18 protein-coding genes and 1 pseudogene are annotated in these 21,406 nt (G+C 47.2%); 15 read left to right on the top strand and 4 right to left on the bottom strand.

From position 1 onward, the window contains the following. The first annotated feature begins 26 nt into the window (after positions 1-26). The 8 genes from rbsA to FC652_RS00685 all read left to right on the top strand — a co-directional run bounded on the left by rbsA (position 27) and on the right by FC652_RS00685 (position 8,767). Complete coding sequence (gene rbsA / locus FC652_RS00655; protein WP_065091049.1) at positions 27-1,532, top strand: ribose ABC transporter ATP-binding protein RbsA; 1,506 nt, start codon at positions 27-29, stop codon at positions 1,530-1,532. Next, entirely contained in the window at positions 1,529-2,515 is a 987-nt protein-coding gene (gene rbsC, locus FC652_RS00660) for a ribose ABC transporter permease (RefSeq protein ID WP_015727714.1), read from the top strand. The genes rbsA and rbsC overlap by 4 nt, the downstream gene beginning before the upstream one ends. A 77-nt stretch (positions 2,516-2,592) precedes the next feature. After that, positions 2,593-3,471 (top strand): ribose ABC transporter substrate-binding protein RbsB, encoded by an 879-nt coding sequence (gene rbsB / locus FC652_RS00665; RefSeq protein ID WP_080537164.1) that lies wholly within the window; start codon positions 2,593-2,595, stop codon positions 3,469-3,471. A 155-nt stretch (positions 3,472-3,626) separates the two neighbouring features. Beyond that, positions 3,627-4,547, top strand: coding sequence for a ribokinase (gene rbsK, locus FC652_RS00670; RefSeq protein WP_176297088.1), 921 nt, complete (start codon positions 3,627-3,629; stop codon positions 4,545-4,547). Between the two features lie 20 nt (positions 4,548-4,567). Then, positions 4,568-5,587: a substrate-binding domain-containing protein gene (locus FC652_RS00675; protein ID WP_176297089.1), complete on the top strand. Its 1,020-nt coding sequence runs from the start codon at positions 4,568-4,570 to the stop codon at positions 5,585-5,587. Positions 5,588-5,825: 238 nt separating this feature from the next. Next, positions 5,826-6,041 carry a hypothetical protein gene (locus tag FC652_RS20400; RefSeq protein WP_217904480.1) on the top strand — a complete coding sequence of 72 codons (216 nt, stop codon included), beginning with the start codon at positions 5,826-5,828 and terminating at the stop codon, positions 6,039-6,041. A 360-nt stretch (positions 6,042-6,401) separates the two neighbouring features. Continuing rightward, positions 6,402-7,379: a chemotaxis protein CheV gene (locus tag FC652_RS00680; RefSeq protein WP_176297090.1), complete on the top strand. Its 978-nt coding sequence runs from the start codon at positions 6,402-6,404 to the stop codon at positions 7,377-7,379. A gap of 224 nt (positions 7,380-7,603) precedes the next feature. Then, positions 7,604-8,767, top strand: a complete 1,164-nt coding sequence (locus tag FC652_RS00685; RefSeq protein ID WP_176297091.1) for a D-alanyl-D-alanine carboxypeptidase family protein — start codon at positions 7,604-7,606, stop codon at positions 8,765-8,767. Between the two features lie 55 nt (positions 8,768-8,822). Here FC652_RS00685 and FC652_RS00690 read toward each other — a convergent pair whose 3' ends face one another. Then, positions 8,823-11,303 (bottom strand): leucine-rich repeat domain-containing protein, encoded by a 2,481-nt coding sequence (locus FC652_RS00690; protein ID WP_176297092.1) that lies wholly within the window; start codon positions 11,301-11,303, stop codon positions 8,823-8,825. A 301-nt stretch (positions 11,304-11,604) separates the two neighbouring features. Here FC652_RS00690 and FC652_RS00695 point away from each other — a divergent pair, with 301 nt between their 5' ends. Then, positions 11,605-12,285: a M23 family metallopeptidase gene (locus FC652_RS00695; protein WP_176297093.1), complete on the top strand. Its 681-nt coding sequence runs from the start codon at positions 11,605-11,607 to the stop codon at positions 12,283-12,285. A gap of 248 nt (positions 12,286-12,533) precedes the next feature. On the opposite strand, the gene FC652_RS00700 is transcribed toward FC652_RS00695, so the two are convergent. Next, on the bottom strand, positions 12,534-13,382 hold the full coding sequence (locus tag FC652_RS00700) for a tetratricopeptide repeat protein (RefSeq protein WP_176297094.1): 849 nt from the start codon (positions 13,380-13,382) through the stop codon (positions 12,534-12,536). A 460-nt stretch (positions 13,383-13,842) separates the two neighbouring features. On the opposite strand from FC652_RS00700, the gene betI reads away from it, so the two are divergent. The 6 genes from betI to choV are packed head-to-tail and all read left to right on the top strand — an operon-like array spanning position 13,843 to position 20,710. After that, positions 13,843-14,439 (top strand): transcriptional regulator BetI, encoded by a 597-nt coding sequence (gene betI, locus FC652_RS00705; RefSeq protein ID WP_011151877.1) that lies wholly within the window; start codon positions 13,843-13,845, stop codon positions 14,437-14,439. 18 nt (positions 14,440-14,457) lie between these two features. Further along, positions 14,458-15,918, top strand: coding sequence for a betaine-aldehyde dehydrogenase (gene betB, locus FC652_RS00710; RefSeq protein WP_176297095.1), 1,461 nt, complete (start codon positions 14,458-14,460; stop codon positions 15,916-15,918). A gap of 20 nt (positions 15,919-15,938) precedes the next feature. Beyond that, positions 15,939-17,621 carry a choline dehydrogenase gene (gene betA, locus FC652_RS00715; RefSeq protein ID WP_176297096.1) on the top strand — a complete coding sequence of 561 codons (1,683 nt, stop codon included), beginning with the start codon at positions 15,939-15,941 and terminating at the stop codon, positions 17,619-17,621. 56 nt (positions 17,622-17,677) lie between these two features. Next, positions 17,678-18,616 carry a choline ABC transporter substrate-binding protein gene (locus FC652_RS00720; RefSeq protein ID WP_045621144.1) on the top strand — a complete coding sequence of 313 codons (939 nt, stop codon included), beginning with the start codon at positions 17,678-17,680 and terminating at the stop codon, positions 18,614-18,616. Between the two features lie 55 nt (positions 18,617-18,671). After that, positions 18,672-19,514 (top strand): choline ABC transporter permease subunit, encoded by an 843-nt coding sequence (gene choW / locus FC652_RS00725; protein WP_111416327.1) that lies wholly within the window; start codon positions 18,672-18,674, stop codon positions 19,512-19,514. Positions 19,515-19,516: 2 nt separating this feature from the next. Next, the gene (choV, locus tag FC652_RS00730) at positions 19,517-20,710 is read left to right on the top strand and encodes a choline ABC transporter ATP-binding protein (protein WP_011080998.1); all 1,194 of its coding nucleotides are present in this window, start codon (positions 19,517-19,519) and stop codon (positions 20,708-20,710) included. Between the two features lie 82 nt (positions 20,711-20,792). On the opposite strand, the pseudogene FC652_RS20800 reads toward choV, so the two are convergent. Both FC652_RS20800 and FC652_RS00735 read right to left on the bottom strand, forming a co-directional pair. Continuing rightward, positions 20,793-20,897, bottom strand: a pseudogene (locus FC652_RS20800) (DUF417 family protein); the annotation flags it as partial. 148 nt (positions 20,898-21,045) lie between these two features. Next, complete coding sequence (locus FC652_RS00735; RefSeq protein WP_176297097.1) at positions 21,046-21,306, bottom strand: DUF3012 domain-containing protein; 261 nt, start codon at positions 21,304-21,306, stop codon at positions 21,046-21,048. Positions 21,307-21,406: the final 100 nt, after the last annotated feature.

Here is a 21,406-nt window from a genome sequence, read left to right on the forward strand (position 1 = left end):
CCAAGTTAGGTGGTTGAGGAGAGAGTATGAACCAAGCGATTTTACAGCTCAGTGAAATTGAAAAAGCATTTCCTGGTGTGAAGGCGTTAGATAAGGCCTCGCTCAATGTCTACCCAGGAAGAGTGATGGCTTTAATGGGAGAAAATGGAGCAGGAAAATCCACCTTGATGAAAGTGCTTACCGGTATCTATTCACGAGACGCAGGTGAGATAGTTTATCAAGGTCAATCAGCGCAGTTCAAAGGGCCAAGAGATTCACAACAAGCTGGGATCAGCATTATTCACCAAGAACTAAACCTTATTCGTGAACTGACCATTGCAGAAAACATTTTTCTTGGTCGAGAGATTACCTCGGCGTTTGGGCGTATTGATTGGCCAAAAATGTACGCAGAAGCGGATAAACTGCTCGCGCGCTTGAAAGTGAAGCACAGCTCCAAGACATTACTTGGTCAGTTAAGTCTGGGTGAGCAGCAGATGGTGGAAATCGCTAAAGCGCTCTCTTTTGAGTCCAAAGTCATCATCATGGATGAACCAACAGACGCCTTGACGGACACCGAAACAGAGGCGCTGTTTTCGGTTATTCGAGAGCTGAGAGAGCAGGGGTGTGGCATTGTTTACATCTCCCACCGTTTGAAAGAGATCTTCGAAATTTGTGATGACATCACGGTGTTGCGCGATGGCAAATTTATCGGTCAGTGCGAAGTCGTGCAAACAGACGAAGATGGCTTAATTGAGATGATGGTTGGGCGCAAGCTTGAAGAGCAATACCCAAGAATTGACGTGGTGCACGGTCAAACCTGTTTAGAAGTGATTGGTCTGACGGGGTCTGGCGTACACGATGTCAGTTTTACCTTAAAACGAGGTGAAATTTTGGGTATTTCAGGTCTGATGGGCGCAGGTCGAACAGAGCTGATGAAAGTGATTTATGGCGCTTTGCCGAGTGAGAGAGGCGTGATCAATCTTGATAATCGCACCATTAATCCGGTAAGCCCACAAGATGGTTTGGCAAATGGCATTGCTTACATTTCAGAAGACCGCAAAGGCGACGGCCTCGTCCTTGGCCTTTCGGTGAAAGAAAACATGTCACTTTGTGCGCTCGATAAGCTAAGCAAAGGTGTGCAAATCCAACATCAAGATGAAGTGGTTGCTGTGGATGATTTTATCCAACTTTTCAACATCAAAACGCCATCTCGCGAACAAATTATTGGCAATCTTTCCGGCGGAAACCAGCAAAAAGTGGCCATTGCAAAAGGGTTGATGACCAAACCGAAAGTTTTGATCCTAGACGAACCGACTCGAGGTGTAGACGTCGGCGCGAAGAAAGAAATTTACCAGTTAATCAACAAATTCAAAGCCGAAGGGATGAGCATCATTCTGGTCTCATCTGAAATGCCAGAAGTGCTCGGCATGAGCGATCGCATCTTAGTGATGCATGAAGGTCGCATCACAGGTGAGTTTGAAGCAAAACACGCCGATCAGGAAAAACTGATGGCCTGTGCAGTCGGCAAAAAAGTATCTGAGGAAGCAGCATGAGTAGTGAAATCATGAGCAAAAACAAATCAAATGAGACAAACAAAACTTGGATCAGTAAAGAGTGGCTCATTGAGCAGAAATCGCTCATCGCGTTACTTTTCCTCATCGTGGTGGTCTCTTTTCTCAATCCAAACTTTTTCACCGTAGACAACATTCTCAACATTCTTCGTCAAACCTCGGTGAACGCGATCATCGCTGTGGGGATGACCTTGGTTATTCTGACCGCGGGCATCGATTTGAGTGTGGGGTCGGTGTTGGCCTTATGTGGTGCGTTTGCTGCCAGCCTTGTCGCGATGGAAGTCCCGGTATTAATCGCAGTGCCAACCGCGCTGTTAGCGGGGGCAACGTTGGGGGCCATTAGCGGCATTATTATCGCCAAAGGCAAAGTTCAAGCCTTTATCGCCACACTGGTGACGATGACCTTGCTGCGTGGTGTCACCATGGTGTATACCGATGGTCGTCCTATATCTACGGGTTTTACCGATACTGCCGACGCGTTTGCTTGGTTTGGCACTGGCTATGCGCTTGGCATTCCGGTACCGGTTTGGTTGATGGTGGTGGTGTTTGCGGCCGCTTGGTATCTGCTTAACCACACCCGCTTTGGTCGCTATGTGTATGCACTGGGTGGGAACGAGTCTGCCACTCGTCTATCCGGTATTAACGTCGACAAAGTCAAAATCGGTGTTTACGCGATTTGCGGCCTACTTGCTGCTTTGGCAGGCATCATCGTCACATCACGTCTATCTTCGGCTCAACCAACGGCAGGGATGGGCTATGAGCTGGATGCGATTGCTGCCGTGGTGCTTGGTGGTACCAGCTTAATGGGCGGTAAAGGGCGGATTATGGGCACTTTGATCGGTGCGTTAATCATCGGTTTCCTAAACAACGCGCTGAACTTACTCGATGTTTCTTCTTACTACCAGATGATTGCCAAAGCTGCGGTGATTTTGCTGGCGGTGATGGTCGACAACAAGAACAAGTAATTTTCACTCTGGACTCGAAAACTCTGACAGCCAAGCTTCGGCTTGGCACCCCTACAAAAGTACAAAGGACGACAACAATGAAAAAATTGGCAACACTGATTTCTGCTGCACTACTAACCTCTACCGTTTCTCTTGGTGCGCAGGCGCAAGATACGATGGCGATCGTTGTTTCGACGCTGAATAACCCATTCTTTGTCACCATGAAAGATGGTGCGGAAACGCGTGCAAAAGAGCTGGGCTACAACCTGATTGTTTTGGATTCGCAAAACGACCCGAGCAAAGAGCTTTCGAACGTGGAAGATCTGACCATTCGTGGCGTTAAAGCGATTTTGATCAACCCAACCGATTCGGATGCGGTTTCGAATGCGATTCGTATTGCTAACCGCTCCAAGATTCCTGTTCTAACTTTAGACCGTGGTGCAAGCCGTGGCGACGTTGTGAGTCATATTGCGTCAGACAACGTGGTGGGCGGTGAAATGGCCGGTAATTTCATCGTCGAAAAAGTGGGTGAAAAAGCGAAAGTGATCCAGCTTGAAGGTATTGCTGGAACATCAGCGGCGCGCGAACGCGGAGAAGGCTTTATGAATGCGGTTAAAGGCAGTCATATGGAGCTGCTTGCGAGCCAACCTGCGGATTTTGACCGCACTAAAGGTCTGAACGTGATGGAAAACCTACTGGCAGCAAACCCAGATGTTCAAGCGGTCTTTGCACAAAACGATGAAATGGCATTGGGGGCGTTGCGCGCCGTTCAAGCGTCGGGCAAAGAGGTAATGATTGTGGGCTTTGATGGCACGGATGACGGTATCGCTGCGGTGAATCGTGGCAAACTGGCCGCAACCATTGCCCAGCAGCCAGACCTTATCGGTGCGCTTGGTATTGAGACTGCAGACAAAGTGCTGAAAGGCGAACAGGTTGAAGGTTACATCCCTGTTCCACTGAAAGTCGTAACGAAATAATTGTCATGTTATGCCTCTGACGTTGCTCAGAGGCATAAACGCCCGATGCCATTGAGTTTTTGGTTCGCGCTTCGCTCTCTAGCAAGCAGAAAACTCAACGTCATCAGTGTCGTTTTACAATGAACAAAGCTCATTCAAGAGCTGAGGAATACCCAATGAACAAGTTAGTGGTTTTAGGTAGTGTTAACGCAGACCATGTGCTTCAAGTCCCATCCTTCCCACGTCCTGGGGAAACGTTACATGGGCGAAATTATCAAGTGATTCCGGGTGGAAAAGGTGCCAATCAAGCCGTTGCCGCTGCACGTTTAGGCGCAGATACGGGCTTCATCGCTTGTGTTGGGGATGACTCGTTTGGCATCAATATTCGAGAAAACTTCAAGCTTGACGGTATTCAAATCGATGGCGTGAAGATGCAGCCCAATTGCCCAACAGGTATCGCAATGATTCAAGTCGCAGACAGCGGCGAGAACAGCATTTGTATCTCGGCGGAAGCCAATGCCAAGTTAACCGAGGTGGCCATTGAATCGGATTTGCCACGTATCCGTGATGCCAGATTTCTTCTTATGCAGTTAGAAACCCCTATCTGCGGGATAGAGCTTGCGGCCAGAGAAGCTAAAGCGGCAAAAACCAATGTGATTTTAAATCCAGCACCAGCGCGCACCTTATCCGACGAGCTATTAGCATGCATCGACGTGATCACACCAAATGAGACAGAAGCTCAGGTGTTAACCGGGATTGAGGTAGTGGATGATGAAAGCGCTCAGCACGCCGCCAATGTCTTACATCAAAAAGGCATTGAGATCGTCATGATTACGCTTGGCTCTAAAGGGGTTTGGCTCAGCGAAAATGGCAGGGGGCAACGCATCTGCGGTTTTAAAGTCGACGTCACCGATACAACCGCCGCGGGAGATACTTTTAATGGGGCATTGGTCACTGGTTTATTGGAGGATATGCCTTTAGAATCAGCGATTAAGTTTGCTCATGCAGCGGCGGCGATTTCAGTGACTCGATTTGGAGCGCAAACTTCTATTCCAACCCGTAAAGAGGTCGATGAGTTTTTAGCCGCGCACAGTTAGCCAATAATTAGGAGAACAACATGGCTACGATGAAAGATATTGCAAAGCTTGCTGGTGTTTCCACATCAACCGTTAGCCATGTCATTAATAAGACCCGTTTTGTCAGTGAAGAAATTGCGCAGCGGGTGAATCATGCGGCTAAAGAGCTCAACTATTTTGCCCCTTCCGCCTTAGCCCGTAGTTTAAAAGTCAACCGAACCAATACCATCGGAATGCTTGTGACGACCTCAACCAACCCTTTTTTTGGTGAAGTGGTTAAAGGGGTAGAGCGCAGCTGTTATCAAAAAGGGTACAACTTAATTCTCTGCAATACGGAAGGCGACCACGAGAGGATGAAATCGTCGATAATGACCTTGCTGCAAAAACGCGTCGATGGTTTGATTCTGATGTGTTCTTCGCTTGAAGGCGAGCGTTTGGATGTGTTTGAGCGCTACCCTGATATTCCCGTGGTGGTCATGGATTGGGGCCCGATGCTGTTTAGTAGCGATAAGATTCAGGACAACTCGTTACGCGGTGGCTATCTTGCCGCGAATTACCTCATTCAAATGGGGCATAAAGAGATTGGCTGTATTACTGGCCCACTGATTAAGCATCAAGCTCAAATGCGTTATGAAGGCTATAAGCGGGCGCTCAATGAGCACGGATTGTCGTTCAACCCTGCGTGGATTGTGGAAGCGGACTTCGAATGCGAAGGAGGCTATCAAGCATTCAAAAAAATCGTCGCCAAAGGCCCTTTGCCAAGTGCTCTGTTTGTTTGCAATGACATGATGGCGATGGGGGTGATCAATGCTGCCAATGAACTGGGCGTGGAGATTCCTCATGACCTTTCTATTATCGGTTATGACGATATTCACATCGCTAAATTTATGACGCCTTCGCTTACCACTATTCATCAACCCAAATATCGTTTAGGCCAAGCAGCGGTAGAGACCCTATTAAAGAAAATTAATAAAGAGACCGCAGAAGTGCAGGTAGTACAGCTTGAACCGACATTAGTAGAGAGAATGAGTGTAACGAGATACGGTAAAAAAGAGAGGTAGTTCATCTTTCATCTTTTTTTGTAAAATTTCCTTACACTTGTGAGCGTTTTGTATGCAAAGCTAAGTTGCTTTTGGAGCTCACTCTCGGCGGATTGAAAGTGATTCTGTTTCTCAATATTAAATAGGATCAATCGTGTGATACTCAGCCAAGAATCGCTATCAATAGTTGTTAATACGAACACTGTGTGGTCTTATTGATATATCGATAAGTTAATTATTACAAGCATTGAGTTGCGATATGATTGGTAGAAAATACGCTCATTTTTCAGTTAAATACCCTTGGGTTCATCGTTTTAATCTGTTGTTCACACTGGCGATATTTATCGTCAGTTGCTATGAGTTACTTGCCAATGAAAATCTACGGTATGGAGTTGGTATCGCAGTCACCTTTTTGATGGTTTTGGTATTTGCGTTGGCATCTGAATTTAAACGAAAATACCTCGCTCATGAGTAAACAAACGTCATCACACAAACGCTAGCAAACAAAAAGCACCTTCTCGTAAGGTGCTTTTTGTTTGATGGTCAGTAGCAAGGTGGAATCTGTCGTCTGTGGCTGCAAACGTCCGTTGAGTTTGATGAGCCAAGAGCAGTGCAAGAAACTGCAGCGAACTGAAAAACTACGACTATTATTGAAAAGAACAGGGTTTTTACTTTGGTAAAAGTGGTGTAATGCTATTTTTTGTTTAAATATTTGAAGTACTGGGTTGTTTACTGATTTACAAAACTGAGCCAAGCAGTAAAAATAAATCTATCGATAAAAACTATTGCCTGTTTTTAGGCTGGTTTTTGCTAACCATGAAAAGTATTTGCAATCATGAGCTATTCAAGTAGTACAATTTTGACCGAAAGCGGTACCAATGAACTTGAGATCATTGAGTTTCATTTAGAGAAAATGCTACCAAACGGTAAGACAAAAACGTGTTATTACGGTATCAACGTCGCGAAGGTTCGTGAGGTGATTCAAGTTCCCGAAACGACAGATTATCCGAATGCGCAGCCGCATATGGTCGGAGTCTTCTCCTCTCGCGATATTTTGACGCCTTTGGTGGATCTTGCTGGGTGGTTGGGGGTTCCAACACGTCCTGATGTTGAAAGAAAATTTGTTATTGTTACCGACTTCAACAAGATGACCAACGGCTTCTTGATTGACAGCATTAGCCGTATCCATCGCATTTCATGGAATGATGTAGAGTCACCAAGCCAGTTTTTAGAAGCCGGGGAACAAGATTGCGTCGTTGCAGTTGTGCGTAAAGATGGCAACCTGATCATGATCCTCGACTTCGAGAAGATCATTGCAGATATCAACCCAGAACTTAGCATGGAAAAATACGACGTTAAGACAGACCGTAGCGTCGATCTTAACCAACGTATGGTTGTGAAGCGTAACGCCAAAACGATTATGGTCGTGGATGACTCGGCCTTCATTCGTTCTCTGATTCAAGATACCCTAACATCTGCTGGGTACAATGTGATCGCCTGTAAAGATGGTGGTGAAGCGCACGATAAATTGATGAACTTGATCGAAGTTGCTCGTGAAGAGAACTTACCTCTGAGTGAGTTGATTGATGCGGTGGTGACTGACGTTGAAATGCCTCGTATGGACGGTATGCATTTAGTCAAGCGTCTTCGTGAAAGTGAAGCGTACAAAACAATACCAATTGTGATGTTTTCTTCATTGATGAGTGAGGACAACCGTTCTAAAGCACTGGCTTTAGGTGCCAATGACACCATTACCAAACCTGAAATTGGTCGTATGGTTGCCATGATGGATAAGTACGTGTTTAACGCTTAAGTGCAAATGAAAGTCAGTGGAGCTTGCGATAAGGGAGCTCCACTAAACATACCCCCTCTCTTTTTTCCTCATTTCCCCATTTTGCGAAACAGTGCCAACTCATTGGTATGTGAGCAAATTGCGACATTTTTCGAAGAAACGTAACCATTCGTAACCTAGCGACTGAAACCTGAATTAACTGACTTATACTCGGGGGTAGTTTTTATTTGACGATGGCTGCTTTCATGAAATCTATTGTTTCTCTTACTTCCGCTTTGTGTGCCAGCGTTATGGCATTTTCCGCTCACGCCGCGCCAACCGTCATTCCCGATCCTCCCGCTTTGGGTGCCAAAGGCTATGTGCTGATGGACTACCATTCAGGGGAAGTATTGGTCGCCAAAAATGCCGATACTCAGTTAAATCCTGCCAGTTTAACCAAATTGATGACGGCGTATGTGGCAGGGCAAGAAATGAATCGCGGCAACATTCGCTTTTCAGATCAAGTGGTGATCAGCCGTAACGCATGGGCAAAAAACTTCCCAGATTCTTCGAAAATGTTTATCGAAGTGGGTACTTCTGTGAGCTTGGAAGATCTCTACCGAGGTCTGATCATCCAGTCGGGCAATGACGCGAGTGTCGCTATCGCCGAGCATGTGGCCGGTAGCCAAGATGCGTTTGTCAGTTTGATGAACTCGTGGGCCGACAAGCTTGGTTTACAAAATTCCGCCTTCACCAACCCTCATGGCTTGGACAGTACTGGTCTCTACTCAACACCACGTGACATTGCCAAGTTGGGGCAGGCGATCATTCGTGATTTGCCTAGTGTTTACCCGATGTACAGTGAAACCTCGTTTACCTACAACGGCATTACGCAATACAACCGCAATGGATTGCTGCGAGACCGAAGTATTGCCGTGGATGGTATGAAAACAGGCTTCACCAGTGGCGCTGGTTACAGTTTGGCGACGTCTGCCACCAGTGGCAATATGCGCTTAATCTCGGTGGTGATGGGGTCCAACAGCACTTCAAGCCGTGAAGCGGAGAGCAAACAACTGCTGAGCTACGGTTTCCGCTTTTTTGATACGGTTTCCCCAACGAAAGCGAATCAGCCGCTGGCAGATACTCGAATTTGGATGGGAGAGAAGAATCAGTTAAGCGTTGGTCTTAAAGAGGACATTTACCTTACCTTACCCAAAGGGGATACTAAAAAGCTTCAAGCTGAGCTGATTTATCTGCCGGACCTATCAGCGCCAATCTTGCGTGATCAGGTGGTTGGTCAGGTGGTTTATAAAGTGGAAGATAAGGTGTTGAAAGAGGTCGACCTTGTGGCGTTAGAATCCGTTGAGCAAGGTGGGCTGTTTAAACGCATTACCGATTGGTTTAAGCGTTGGTTGAGCAATCTGTTTTAATCTTGTCGCAAACGACAAAAGCCGTGAAAGGTCGCCTTTCACGGCTTTTGTTTTATTAAAGGTGCGCGTGGCACTCGTCATTTAAGGTGCTTTTGCTCATGGGCGTTGTCAAAAATACCTTGCCAAGCATTTGGTCAAACAGCGTCAGTTGTTCAAGCAGTTGGGTACTGAAGCGGTTATTTTCCGCTCTCAGGCACCAAAAACTTGCCGCTGTCGGTGTGTCGAGATCCACAAGGTCAGAGTTTGACACATCCAAAGTTTGTAATTGACGCAGCCCCGATAACTCGATGTTCACCAATGGGTTATTTTGAACTTCCACATCAAAAACATTGACCGCTGGAGACAAGTCCACGTCTTTCAACTGATTGTGAGAAAGCACGATGAAACTCAGTCTGCTTCCTTCGGCCAATTGAACGGAAGTGAGTCGATTGTGAGCTGCATCCAGATCCGCCAGCTCTGGGTTAGCACTCAAGTCGAGTTGAGCGAGCTGATTGTTTTTTGCATCAAGCAGAAGCAGCTGCGGATTGTGCGATAACGCCAAGGAGGTGAGTGCGTTATCTGCGATATAGAGCGTTCGCAAGTTCGGATATCGCGCCGCATTAAACTGCGTGAGCCCCTTCCCAGACGCCCCAATCAACACCATACCCTCCTGAAGCTGATTGAAGTCGATATCGGTGACGCGAGTATGACTTAAATCGATTTCTTTGATGGGGAGGAGCGGGCCATGTAGGGTGTGCAATTGAGTGCTATTGCCTGCAAGAAGCGCCGCTATTTTCTGGCTTTGCGAAAAGTCGATGGTCGTGAGATCGGTTTCGCTGATCTCTAATCTTTCTAACTCAAGAAGTGGCCGAATATTGAGTGTCGAAAGCGGGTTTTTCGACACGCGAACGTCGGTGAGCGCGAGGTTGTTGGCTAAGCTCAGTTCCGTCAGTGCATTGTTGCCCGCATAGAGAGCAGTCAGAGCGGGTAACTCTGTCACCCCCAAGGTTTGCAGTTTGTTGTCGCTCACGTTCAAGGTGCGTAGTTGCGGTAGAGAGGGCGCAATAAACTGGGTGAGCTGTGTTCCGGTGATTTTGAGCGTGGTTAAATCCGGCATGTTTGCCAATTGCAGTTGATTCAGCCTCGCCATATGAAGGGACAAGGATTGCAAAGCGGTTTGCTGACCCAAATCCAAATCTGCTATCTGACTGCCATTGACCGTCAGTTGTGTCAGAGCAAAGTTTTGCGCTAGGGCGAGGCTCTGCAGCGTGTTAATACTGACTAACGTCAGTGATCTAAGCGACTTATTGCCTGAGAAGTCGAGTGTTTTCAGTGCAGAACCTTGGAACGACAAACGTTCAATGTTGGGTACATGGTCCGAAGAAAAGTCGGTAAACAGACGTGACTTGATGGTCAATTTTGCAAGGTTGGTAAAGTTGACCAAATCGCGGCTGGTATTGACTTGGAAAGAAGAAGCGCAGTCAAGTTCCGTCACCTCGAGTGTATTCTGCCACCCTTTCAGCGTGCGGTGCTGATCCACACAACGTTTGAGCTCTGGGTCGAGGTATTCAATGGCGTTAAAGCTGTGCTCTGCGGCAGTGATGGCAAGCGTTATTCTGGCGTTGCCAATGCCACCTTGATTGTCTGTCACGCTGACCATTAAGCCGATGCTATCGCCTTGCGTCCATTGCGTCGGTACAGAAAAGGTCACATTGGCTTGAGTGGCGTCATTGAGCGTGACGCTTGGTCCCGATAACTGTCTCCAGCGATAAGCGACAATGTTGCCGTCTGCATCAGTGGCGTGTGCCGTGAGCGTCACGTCGGTGCCTTCTATGACGGCTTTATCTTCTCCAACTGAAACTTGCGGGCGCTGATTGATCGCGCTGTCCTGTACGGTGACGAGCTGTTGGTCTTGCGCGGTTGCCCCTAAGTTGTCAGTCACGGTGACGCTAAACTCCAGATCCGTATCGTTATCTACCAAAGGTGCTTTGAACTTTGGATAAGCTGAATTGACATTCGAGAGGGACACCGTCGGGCCACCCGTTTGTCGCCATTCGATTTTTTCTATCTGCCCGTCTTCATCTCGGGCGGTGACACTCAGTCCGTCGGCAAAGGCGCCTTCTTCTACACTAAAGGGCGAACCTGCTTGTACGGTGGGGGGGAGGTTGTGTGGCTGAGGAGTGGGTTTGATGGTAATGCGAATCGTATCTTGCGCTTGGTTGCCTTGAGCGTCGGTTAACGTCAGTTCAAACGCGATGGTGGTTTCTACCGCGACAGATGGAAGGGTGAACTTAAGACTTTTCTGGTTAAAAGGGGAGGCATCTAAGCTAGGACCTTCGGTTTGTCGCCACTGAAACGTGGGGGGAAATGCGCTGTCATGCTGGTATTGAGGAACGAGTTCTATGGTGTCATTGGCATTGTGGAAAAGGTCTTGACCCAGTTCGACGGATAAATCTCGGCTGGAAGGGGGCGCTGTTGAGGTGTTATCGCCAGAAGACCCACCGCCGCATGCGGTTATGAGCAACAAAATTCCGGATATTACAAAGGTTCTAATCATCACTTTCTCTCTGGTTATTTTATAAATTATTCTGTTGCATATAAAACCACCTGAGCATTGCGTATGTGAATGTGTAATCGATTGCATTGGGCTGCAAATGTGAAATGAATCGTAAAGATGTCGATTCATTATTGCTCAATGGGAGATTCAGCAATATCAACGTCACTCACCCAATTGTTTGAGAGGGCTATGGATGAACTCTCGTAAGAAAAGCCTTTTAAGATTTTTGCTTGGCCACTTTTTTTGCAATGTTCGTCAAGGGTGTCTTTGGGATTAAGTTGAACCATACATGGATGGCTAGATGTTACTAAAGTTGCAGAATATCACTCTATTTTTACTGCTTTCATTGGTGTTTATTTTCCTGTTTTGGGGGACGAAAACCTATTCTGAAAAACATCGATTAAATGCTGAGCAGGAGCTTGATCGTGTGCATCGAGAATTAACCGCGGTGCTTGAAGATAGTGAGGTATCTTATCTTTTTCCCCTTGACCGCCGCACCGTTTTGCAGGAGTACGCCGCATTTAACGTTTCTCCACGCTTTCCCAATCTTTATCACGCGGCAATAGACTATCATGTTCAAGCGGGTTCCCCTGTCTATGCGGTGGCTGATGGCAATGTAAGTTATTCGGGTGAACAAGAAGAACACCTTGGGCTGGTCATTATTGACCATTACAAAGAAGGGCTGCATTCACTCTATGGGCACCTCTCGACCAAACAAGCAGTGGTGACTCAGGGGCCAGTGAAACGAGGCGCTATTATCGGTTACGTAGCTGAGCCTATGATACATGAAGGCGATAGCCGTGTGCCGCATTTGCATTTTGCACTGCGTTTAGGAATCAAATCAGATTATCCTGAGTCGGGAGAGGGACGTTGGATGGCGGGCTATACGAGTGCTATGCCTGTTTTTCACGGTTTTATTGATCCTGAGCGATTCATTATGCAGACCATTCAATGGGATAAATGGACGTTACAGGAGCGTTAGGGATTGTGTCTTATTGCTTTTTCGTTAGACTGTGTGCGCAACGCAAGCTAAGGAAGAAATTATGATGTTAATTGCCATCAAGTTACTCAAACTCGCGGTTATCTGCGCGGTCTTTTTCTCCATTTACGATTTAATTGAGTTTGGTGAAATCACTTGGTTCACCCGCTTTTTTGGGCTGTAAAAAATAACTCGAGACGATGACTTGTCTCGAGTTTTACATCCGCAGTTTTTTTGCAAACTTTTTCGTTCTAACTCTCTTGGCCGCGAGCGATCATGCGATCAAAATTCGGGTTACCGTGTAATGGTTCCAAATCGGGCTCATTAGCGATGAGGTCGCGTATTGAAGGGCTTGCTTCGATTGCTCGTTCGAGATCGTCGATCGACTGCTCTTCCAAACCCAGACGAGAATATGCACAGGCTCTTTGGTAGAGTGCGGGGGCATTAGAACTGTCCATATCCAGTACGCGGTTACAAAGACTGAGTGCCCAGTTGTACTCTTTGATTTCCATTGCAGCATCGGCTTTGTAGGTGACGGCCTCTAAGTCGCCCGGCCTTATCGCCAGAATCTCATCGTACACATCAATACGCTGCTCAGCGGTTGGCATACTTTGCGCTCTCAACCACAGGTTATGAATCTCATTGATGATTTCGATCTCTCGGTTGTTTTCACTGATGATGCGTGTTTTGCGTTTCAAATCTCTTTCTAACGCAATGAACTTCTTCTCATACTTTTCTGCAATGGTTTCCAGCCTTTTATCGGCCATCGCTTTGGTGTTGTTTTTTAACTCCCTTAATGATTGCCAGCCAACAAAGGCGACAAGAGAAGCAACACCGGCAATGATGTAGAAGAAGTAAGTCACTGTCACATTGGCGTAGTTCAGTGACTTATCGGCTACTGAGAGTTCGCGCTCGGTAAACTGAACGGTTAATCGCTTTTCTAAGTCTTGTTGATCTTGTCTTAGCGATTTGAGCTCATCAAGGATGTATCTCTCCATTAATGGCCTATCGAGCAACTCGCTGTCGGAATACGTTTGCTGCTCGGCCTGTGCGGGCAAGTTGATGCTGATTAGCATCATAAATATGAATAAAACTCGCATAGAAGGACGGCTCCACCTTTAGGTATGTTGTGCGAATAGCGGTTCGGAGTGTGAATAACGAAAAGCAGAATGCACAGAACTGCTTTCGCCCACCATCCAATACTCCATCTCTCACTCAGTTAAGAGAGGGCAATTCTAAAACGCTAAATGATTCGATGTCTAAGTAAATTTCTTTTAATTTTTTATTTGTTAACAAATGAGGGTTAATTGGTGAACTGGGTGTTAATTGTCGTGTTTTGTTACTAGGTTTGGCTACTTTCCTTTAAAAACAACACGTTAAAAATTTCGTTTTTGTTTGGTTTTTGTGCGCGAGTGGCGTTGGATGTGTTGAGTTGTGTATGAGTTTTGTTGGGTGATTGAGCTTTATGATCGACGGTAAAAGTGGCTTTATGGTTTGAGATCTAATTATTTTTGTGCCATTTTAATTTAACTAATCGTTCAAATAAAAAAAGGAACACGGATGCCCAAGGTAGGAATGCCAAAGATTCGCAGGCCACAATTAGTGAGTGCGACCATGACGGTAATTGACCGTGTGGGCTTGCACGGAGCCAGTGTTTCTTTGATTAGCCAAGAGGCGGGTGTCTCTAGTGGCATCATCAACCACTACTTTGGTGGTAAGCATGGACTGCTTGAAGAAACGATGCGCGATATTTTGAGGCAGTTATCTTGTGATGCAACAAAACGCTTGAACTCACTACCGAAGCAGGCGCATATGCAGAGAATCAACGCGATATTGGATGCTAATTTCGTTGGCTTTCAATCTGAAAGCAAGGTGATCAAAACATGGTTGGCGTTTTGGTCTTATTCCATGCATGACGAAGCGTTAAAGCGTTTACAGCGCGTTAATGAAAAGCGCTTGCTTTCACATTTAAAGCGAGAACTCAAAGCGTTGATGAGCAAAGAACAAGCCGACATTGTCGCCCAAGGCATTGCCGCGCTTATCGACGGGATCTGGCTGCGTGGAGCGCTTAATCCGGAAGGTATTAATGCGAACAAAGCGCGCATCATTATTAACGATTATTTAGAAAAACAGCTCACGTTTTATTCACAACAATAACCTAGAGTCAAATTTCAGATGGAAGTTACAGCACATTACATTGGAGGGAAGCCTTTCGTTGGTGACACTGGCGAATCTTTTGCGACCTTAAATCCAGCAACCGGAGAAGTGTTAGCGCACATTGAGCAAGCCGACGAAAGGGTGTTAGCTCATGCCATCGAGAGCGCGAAGCTTGGCTTTTCTGTGTGGTCATCTATGAGCGCTGCCGAGCGCAGCCGATGCTTACTCAAAGCGGCGCAGCTGATTCGCGATCACAATGATGAACTAGCAGAGTTGGAAGTGCACGATACGGGCAAACCAATTCAAGAAGCGAGTGTGGTTGACATTGCCACTGGCGCAGATGTTATCGAGTATTTTGCTGGATTAGTGAATGGCTTAGGTGGCGAGCAACAATCCCTTGGTTCCAATCAGTTTTTTTACACCAGAAGAGAACCTCTGGGCATTTGTGCAGGCATCGGCGCTTGGAATTATCCGATTCAAATTGCAATGTGGAAAGCCGCGCCTGCATTAGCCGCTGGCAACGCGATGATCTTTAAACCCTCAGAAGAAACGCCACTTTCGGCACTCAAACTGGCTGAACTCTTTACGCAAGCGGGCGTGCCTGATGGCGTGTTTAACGTTGTTCAAGGGGACTATCGTGTTGGGCAAATGCTCACCGCGCATCCTGAAATCGACAAAGTCTCATTCACCGGTGAGTCAGGCACGGGCAAGAAAGTGATGGCCGATAGCGCTGCGACACTCAAGCCCGTCACCATGGAATTGGGGGGGAAATCGCCCTTGATTATTTTCGATGATGCCGATCTCGATGATGCTGTCTCGGCAGCAATGGTGGCAAATTTTTACACTCAAGGTGAGGTGTGTACCCATGGCACGCGAGTTTATGTTCAACGAGCGATGTACGACGCGTTTGTTGAACAGCTAAAAGAGCGCACGGAAAAGCTCATTGTCGGCGATCCAATGAACATGGAAACGCAAATTGGCTCACTGATTTCTAAATCGCATCTAGAAAAAGTACTCGGTGCTATTTCGAGTGCGAAAGAGAGTGGTGCAACGTTGCTCACTGGTGGTTTCCAAGTGACGGAAAGAGGGCTAGAGAAAGGGTGTTTTGTTGCGCCTACCGTCTTTGTCGATTGCCGCGATGAGATGCCTCATGTGCAAAATGAAATCTTTGGACCTGTCATGTCAGTGCTGGTGTTTGATGACGAAGATGAAGTCATTGCTCGCGCGAACAACACCCAATACGGCTTGGCTGCTGGGGTATTTACGCAAAATCTATCCAAAGCCCATAGAGTCATTCACCAACTGCAAGCGGGCATTTGCTGGATAAACACTTGGGGAAATTCACCCGCAGAGATGCCGGTGGGGGGCTACAAGTTGTCGGGCATTGGCCGCGAAAATGGCCAAGAGACGTTACTGCACTATACGCAGACCAAAAGCGTGTTTGTCGAACTGGGTCCGTTCGACTCCCCTTACGCTTAATCAATAGTTAGGAGAAAAAGATGCAGCAACACTACGATTACATTATCGTCGGTGCGGGTTCCGCTGGCTGTGTGCTAGCGGATCGACTATCAGAGAGTGGTGATCACAGTGTTTTATTACTCGAAGCGGGCGGTTCCGACAAGAGTATTTTCATTCAAATGCCAACGGCGCTCTCTTACCCTATGAACTCAGAGAAGTACGCTTGGCAATTTGAAACCGATGCAGAAGCGGACTTAGATGGCCGTCGTTTACATTGCCCAAGAGGGAAAGTGCTCGGGGGCAGTTCCTCCATCAACGGCATGGTTTATGTTCGTGGTCATGCCTGTGATTTTGATGAATGGGAAGAACAAGGGGCAAAAGGCTGGAACTACCAAGCGTGTCTGCCGTATTTTCGCCGAGCAGAAAACTGGATTGACGGGGAAGATGAGTATCGCGGTGGCGATGGGCCATTAAGTACCTGTGCTGGCAATAAGATGACGCTGAATCCACTCTATCGCGCGTTCATTGATGCGGGTAAGGAGGCCGGATATCCAGAAACATCGGACTACAATGGCTACCAACAAGAAGGCTTTGGTCCGATGCATATGACGGTTAAAAATGGTGTGCGAGCTTCAACCTCAAACGCATACTTAAGCCGTGCCAAAAAAAGAAACAATTTCAAACTGATCAAAGGCGTTGTGGTTCAACGTATCTTACTGGAAGAAAAGCGTGCCGTAGGGGTCGAGTTTGAACTGGCAGGCGAACTGCGTACTTGTTTTGCCAAAAATGAAGTGATTTCCAGTGCGGGCTCGATTGGCTCGGTGCAACTGTTACAGCTCTCTGGCATTGGCCCTAAAACAGTACTTGAGAAGGCGGGGGTGACGCCCGTTCACCATCTGCCAGGCGTTGGACAAAACTTGCAAGACCATCTCGAAGTCTATTTCCAATACCATTGCCAAAAGCCCATCACCTTGAATGGGAAATTGGACTGGTTCAGCAAAGGGTTGATTGGAACCGAGTGGATTTTAACGCGCAAAGGGCTTGGGGCGACCAATCACTTTGAGTCTTGCGCCTTTATTCGCTCACGTGCAGGTTTGAAATGGCCGAATATTCAGTACCACTTTTTGCCCGCGGCAATGCGTTACGATGGACAAGCCGCCTTCGATGGTCATGGCTTCCAAGTTCATGTTGGGCCAAACAAGCCTGAGAGCCGAGGCCGTGTTGAGATCGTCTCAGCCAATCCATTGGACAAACCCAAAATTCAGTTTAACTACTTATCGACCGAGCGCGATCGTCAAGATTGGCGAGATTGTATCCGCCTTACTCGCGAAATTTTGGCGCAGCCAGCAATGGATGAGTTCCGTGGTGAAGAGATACAGCCCGGCATCAATGTCGCGACCGATGCGGAAATCGATCAGTGGGTGAAAGAGAACGTCGAGAGCGCGTATCACCCTTCATGCTCATGCAAAATGGGCGCAGACGATGACCCAATGGCGGTGCTTGATGAAGAGTGTCGTGTACGAGGAATCACCAACCTGCGCGTAGTGGATTCATCCGTTTTTCCCACTATTCCTAACGGCAATCTTAATGCGCCAACCATCATGGTGGCGGAAAGAGCCGCCGATTTAATTTTGCATAAACAGCCGTTGCCTCCACAGCGCTCAAAGGTTTGGCTAGCCCCGAGTTGGGAAACTCAGCAGCGGACTGGAGAGCCGATGAGATAAGCCACGCCAAACAGCGTGCCCTCATAAAAGTCAGTAATCATTACAAGGAAAAAACAATGTCTATGACGACAAAAACACTTTCAATCATGGCCCTGAGCGCCTTCTCGTTTACCGCCGCTGCCAACCAATGCCAAACAGTCCGTTTTGCGGATGTCGGCTGGACCGATATCACCGCAACAACCGCAGTGACTAGTCAGCTGCTCAAAGGTATGGGGTATCACACCAAAACGGATCTGCTTTCTGTTCCTGTGACCTACTCGTCAATGGCCAACGGTGATGTGGATGTCTTTCTCGGAAACTGGATGCCAACCATGGAAGGGGATATCGCGAAATACCGAGACTCAGGGGAAGTGGAGACAGTCAAAGCCAATCTTGAAGGCGCTAAGTACACCTTAGCGGTACCTAAATATGTCTATGAGCAAGGCGTGCAGAGCTTTGCCGATATCAGCAAGTACGCAGATAAGTTCAAAAATCGTATCTACGGCATTGAACCCGGTAACGATGGTAACCGCCTAATTCAAAGCATGATTGACCAAAACGCCTTTGATTTAAAAGGATTCAGCTTGGTGGAATCCAGTGAAGCAGGCATGGTGTCGCAAGTGGCGAGAGCAGTGCGCCGAAACCAATGGATCGTCTATCTGGGTTGGGCTCCGCATCCAATGAATAGCAATGTAGAAATGGTGTACCTGTCGGGAGGGGATGACTTCTTTGGGCCAAACTACGGCGGCGCCAATGTCTACACCAATGTGCGAGAGGGTTATCTCTCAGCGTGTCCGAATGTGGGCCAGTTACTGCAAAACCTAACGTTCAGCTTAGAAATGGAAAACCAGCTCATGGAAGCCATTCTCAACCAAAAAGAGAAACCTGCCAAGGCGGCGTTGAACTGGCTAAAGCAGCACCCAGAGCAGATAAAAGCGTGGCTTGAAGGCGTAAAAACGCTCGAGGGCAAACCGGCAGCTCAAGCCGTGATTGACTACGTAAACACACAAGCTTAAGAGATAAAGACAGGCGGGCAATCGACAGCCCGCCCAGCAAAACAAAGGCAATACAGTGAACTTTATAACTGAAAACAAACTCCCGTTCGGTGAGTGGATGGAAATGGGCGTCGATTGGTTAACACTCAACGCAGCCGGTTTTTTTGATGCGGTCGCTTTCTTTTTGGAAAGCATCATTTTATTCGTCGTGGACGTATTTAAATGGATGCCGCCAGCGATGCCAATTATCGCTACAGCACTGATCGCTTGGTTTCTGCATCGCAGTATTGGGTTAGTCCTCTTTGTGGTCTTGGCTCTGCTGACCATTTTAAATCTTGGCTACTGGCAAGAAATGCTGGAAACCTTTGTTTTGGTCTTCGCCGCGACAACGATTTCCGTATTAATTGGTGTGCCGATTGGGATCATGGCTGCGCATCGTCGTTGGATATACACCTTGCTAAGGCCAATACTTGACCTGATGCAAACCGTGCCGACTTTTGTTTACTTGATTCCTACCTTGGTGTTATTTGGCTTAGGTATTGTACCTGGGCTTATCTCAACCATTATTTTTGCTATCGCCGCGCCGATACGTTTGACCTACCTCGGCATTACCAAAGTGCCGGAAGAGTTGGTTGAAGCGGGCAAAGCTTTTGGCGCTAACCGGCTGAAGTTACTGCTTAAAGTAGAACTGCCTGCCGCTTTGCCTAGCATAATGGCCGGTATTACTCAGTGCATTATGTTGTCGCTTTCTATGGTGGTGATTGCTGCGCTCGTTGGTGCGGATGGATTAGGCAAACCTGTGGTTCGCGCGCTCAACACAGTGAACATCGCTCAAGGTTTTGAAGCCGGTTTGGCGATCGTTCTGGTGGCGATAATTTTGGATCGCCTTTGTAAAACACCTCAGCAGAAGGAGGCCTAATCATGGATGCCATTACAATTGAGAATGTTGATGTGGTTTTTGGCGACAAGCCAGAGCACGCTTTGGCGCTGCTCGATCAAGGTAAAACGCGCCAAGAAATCATTGATGAAGCAGGCCAAGTGGTGGGGGTGAACAAGGTTTCTCTCTCAATCAAAGAAGGCGAAATCTGTGTGTTGATGGGTTTGTCCGGTTCAGGTAAGTCGAGCTTATTGCGAGCGGTGAACGGCTTGAACAGCATTTCTCGTGGGTCGTTGCGTATAAAAGATGGGGACCAACAGGTCGATCTAGCGCAATGTGACGAAGCAACGTTAAGGCATTTACGAACGCATCGTGTTTCCATGGTTTTCCAAAAGTTTGCGCTGATGCCTTGGCTCACGGTGCTCGACAATGTTGCGTTTGGCCTAGAAATGCAAGGTATGGCGAAAAAGCAACGCCGTAAAAAAGCCAAAGAACAGCTTGAAATGGTGGGGCTTTCGGAATGGCAGGATAAGTATCCACATGAACTGTCGGGAGGCATGCAGCAACGCGTTGGCCTAGCGAGAGCGTTCGCGATGGACACCGACATTCTCTTGATGGACGAACCTTTTTCCGCCTTAGATCCGTTGATTCGCGCTCAGTTGCAAGATGAACTGATTCAACTGCAGAAAAAAATGAACAAAACCATTCTCTTTGTCAGCCATGATTTAGACGAAGCACTAAAAATTGGTAACAACATTGCGATCATGGAATCCGGATGCTTGATACAGCATGGCGCGCCAGAAGAGATTGTGTTGTCTCCAGAAACCGATTATGTGAAGGATTTCGTGGCCCACACCAATCCTCTCAATGTTCTGAAAGGTCGTACTTTGATGCTCAGCAAAGAATCATTGACGCAGACTGATGGCGCATGGCAAGTGTGTGGTAGGCAGGATTTGTGGTTGGAGCAGTCGGACCAGCAGATGACATTACGCAATTCAGACAAGCGCCTGCTGGCTTGGCCTTGTGAGCAGCAAGATCCTGTGGTTGATGACAATGTGCTTCTTGTCGCTTCACCCGATCTGGATATGCGCGAGATGATCGCGTTGAAAAAGAAAAATAGGCAGCCGATTTTGTTGGCAGAAGATGATCAATTTGTTGGCGTGCTCGATACGGAACATATCTATCAGGCATTGCTTGGAAACTACCAAAGCAGCGCATCGGCGAATGGCTTGGCGTAGTTTTTAGTGATACTCACTCAATAGCGGAGTAAGAAACCAAGATGGTTTGTCATGCAAACCATCTTGGTTGTTTTGAAGGGGACTAAGATTGTTGTTCCTTCAACATCAATGCCTTACTGCGCTCAATTACACTGATTGCCACCGCAAGAAACAGAATATCTTTCACTAGGAAGAAGTTCGTGACCAATTTGCGTAGGAATAGTACTGCTGGGTGAAAGCGTGAAATGAGTAATACTGTGCATTAGATCGGGCTATGAATCGAAGTGGGTGACTCTCTTCTTTTCAAACTGAAGTGTCAGATCTACTCCAAACCATAACAACTAAGGGTAATACAACTAAATTATGCAGTATTTTGCGTAAGATGTAGCTTCTTTGGCTGTCCAGTCACCTTTGGATTTCTCGTCCATATCCTCACACCAGCTCTTGCTACCAATCTCGTTGTTGAGTAGGCAGTGTTTGGCAAAGTCTAGCGTGTTTTGCCCGTTCCATTCGCTTTTCGGCTTATCGCGCATGTCGTTGCACCAATTTTCACTGCCCACATCGTTGCAAGCTGAAAGTGTTACTGCGCTTAACACAACAAATAGTGTTCTTTTCATTACGTCCTCATATTCGAGTCATTTTCTTCGCGCATTACTATACAGAATGGATTGAGGTTTGTGTTAATTCATGGCTAAAACATGTGCTCTTGTTTCAATG

The sequence above is a fragment of the Vibrio sp. 05-20-BW147 genome (assembly GCF_013369385.1).
Taxonomy (GTDB): Bacteria; Pseudomonadota; Gammaproteobacteria; order Enterobacterales; family Vibrionaceae; genus Vibrio; species Vibrio floridensis.

Coding starts and splice junctions, on each gene's coding strand:
- rbsA (WP_065091049.1), top strand. CDS start 27: ATGAACCAAGCGATTTTACAGCTCAGTGAAATTGAAAAAGCATTTCCT.
- rbsC (WP_015727714.1), top strand. CDS start 1,529: ATGAGTAGTGAAATCATGAGCAAAAACAAATCAAATGAGACAAACAAA.
- rbsB (WP_080537164.1), top strand. CDS start 2,593: ATGAAAAAATTGGCAACACTGATTTCTGCTGCACTACTAACCTCTACC.
- rbsK (WP_176297088.1), top strand. CDS start 3,627: ATGAACAAGTTAGTGGTTTTAGGTAGTGTTAACGCAGACCATGTGCTT.
- FC652_RS00675 (WP_176297089.1), top strand. CDS start 4,568: ATGGCTACGATGAAAGATATTGCAAAGCTTGCTGGTGTTTCCACATCA.
- FC652_RS20400 (WP_217904480.1), top strand. CDS start 5,826: ATGATTGGTAGAAAATACGCTCATTTTTCAGTTAAATACCCTTGGGTT.
- FC652_RS00680 (WP_176297090.1), top strand. CDS start 6,402: ATGAGCTATTCAAGTAGTACAATTTTGACCGAAAGCGGTACCAATGAA.
- FC652_RS00685 (WP_176297091.1), top strand. CDS start 7,604: ATGAAATCTATTGTTTCTCTTACTTCCGCTTTGTGTGCCAGCGTTATG.
- FC652_RS00690 (WP_176297092.1), bottom strand. CDS start 11,303: ATGATTAGAACCTTTGTAATATCCGGAATTTTGTTGCTCATAACCGCA.
- FC652_RS00695 (WP_176297093.1), top strand. CDS start 11,605: ATGTTACTAAAGTTGCAGAATATCACTCTATTTTTACTGCTTTCATTG.
- FC652_RS00700 (WP_176297094.1), bottom strand. CDS start 13,382: ATGCGAGTTTTATTCATATTTATGATGCTAATCAGCATCAACTTGCCC.
- betI (WP_011151877.1), top strand. CDS start 13,843: ATGCCCAAGGTAGGAATGCCAAAGATTCGCAGGCCACAATTAGTGAGT.
- betB (WP_176297095.1), top strand. CDS start 14,458: ATGGAAGTTACAGCACATTACATTGGAGGGAAGCCTTTCGTTGGTGAC.
- betA (WP_176297096.1), top strand. CDS start 15,939: ATGCAGCAACACTACGATTACATTATCGTCGGTGCGGGTTCCGCTGGC.
- FC652_RS00720 (WP_045621144.1), top strand. CDS start 17,678: ATGTCTATGACGACAAAAACACTTTCAATCATGGCCCTGAGCGCCTTC.
- choV (WP_011080998.1), top strand. CDS start 19,517: ATGGATGCCATTACAATTGAGAATGTTGATGTGGTTTTTGGCGACAAG.
- FC652_RS00735 (WP_176297097.1), bottom strand. CDS start 21,306: ATGAAAAGAACACTATTTGTTGTGTTAAGCGCAGTAACACTTTCAGCT.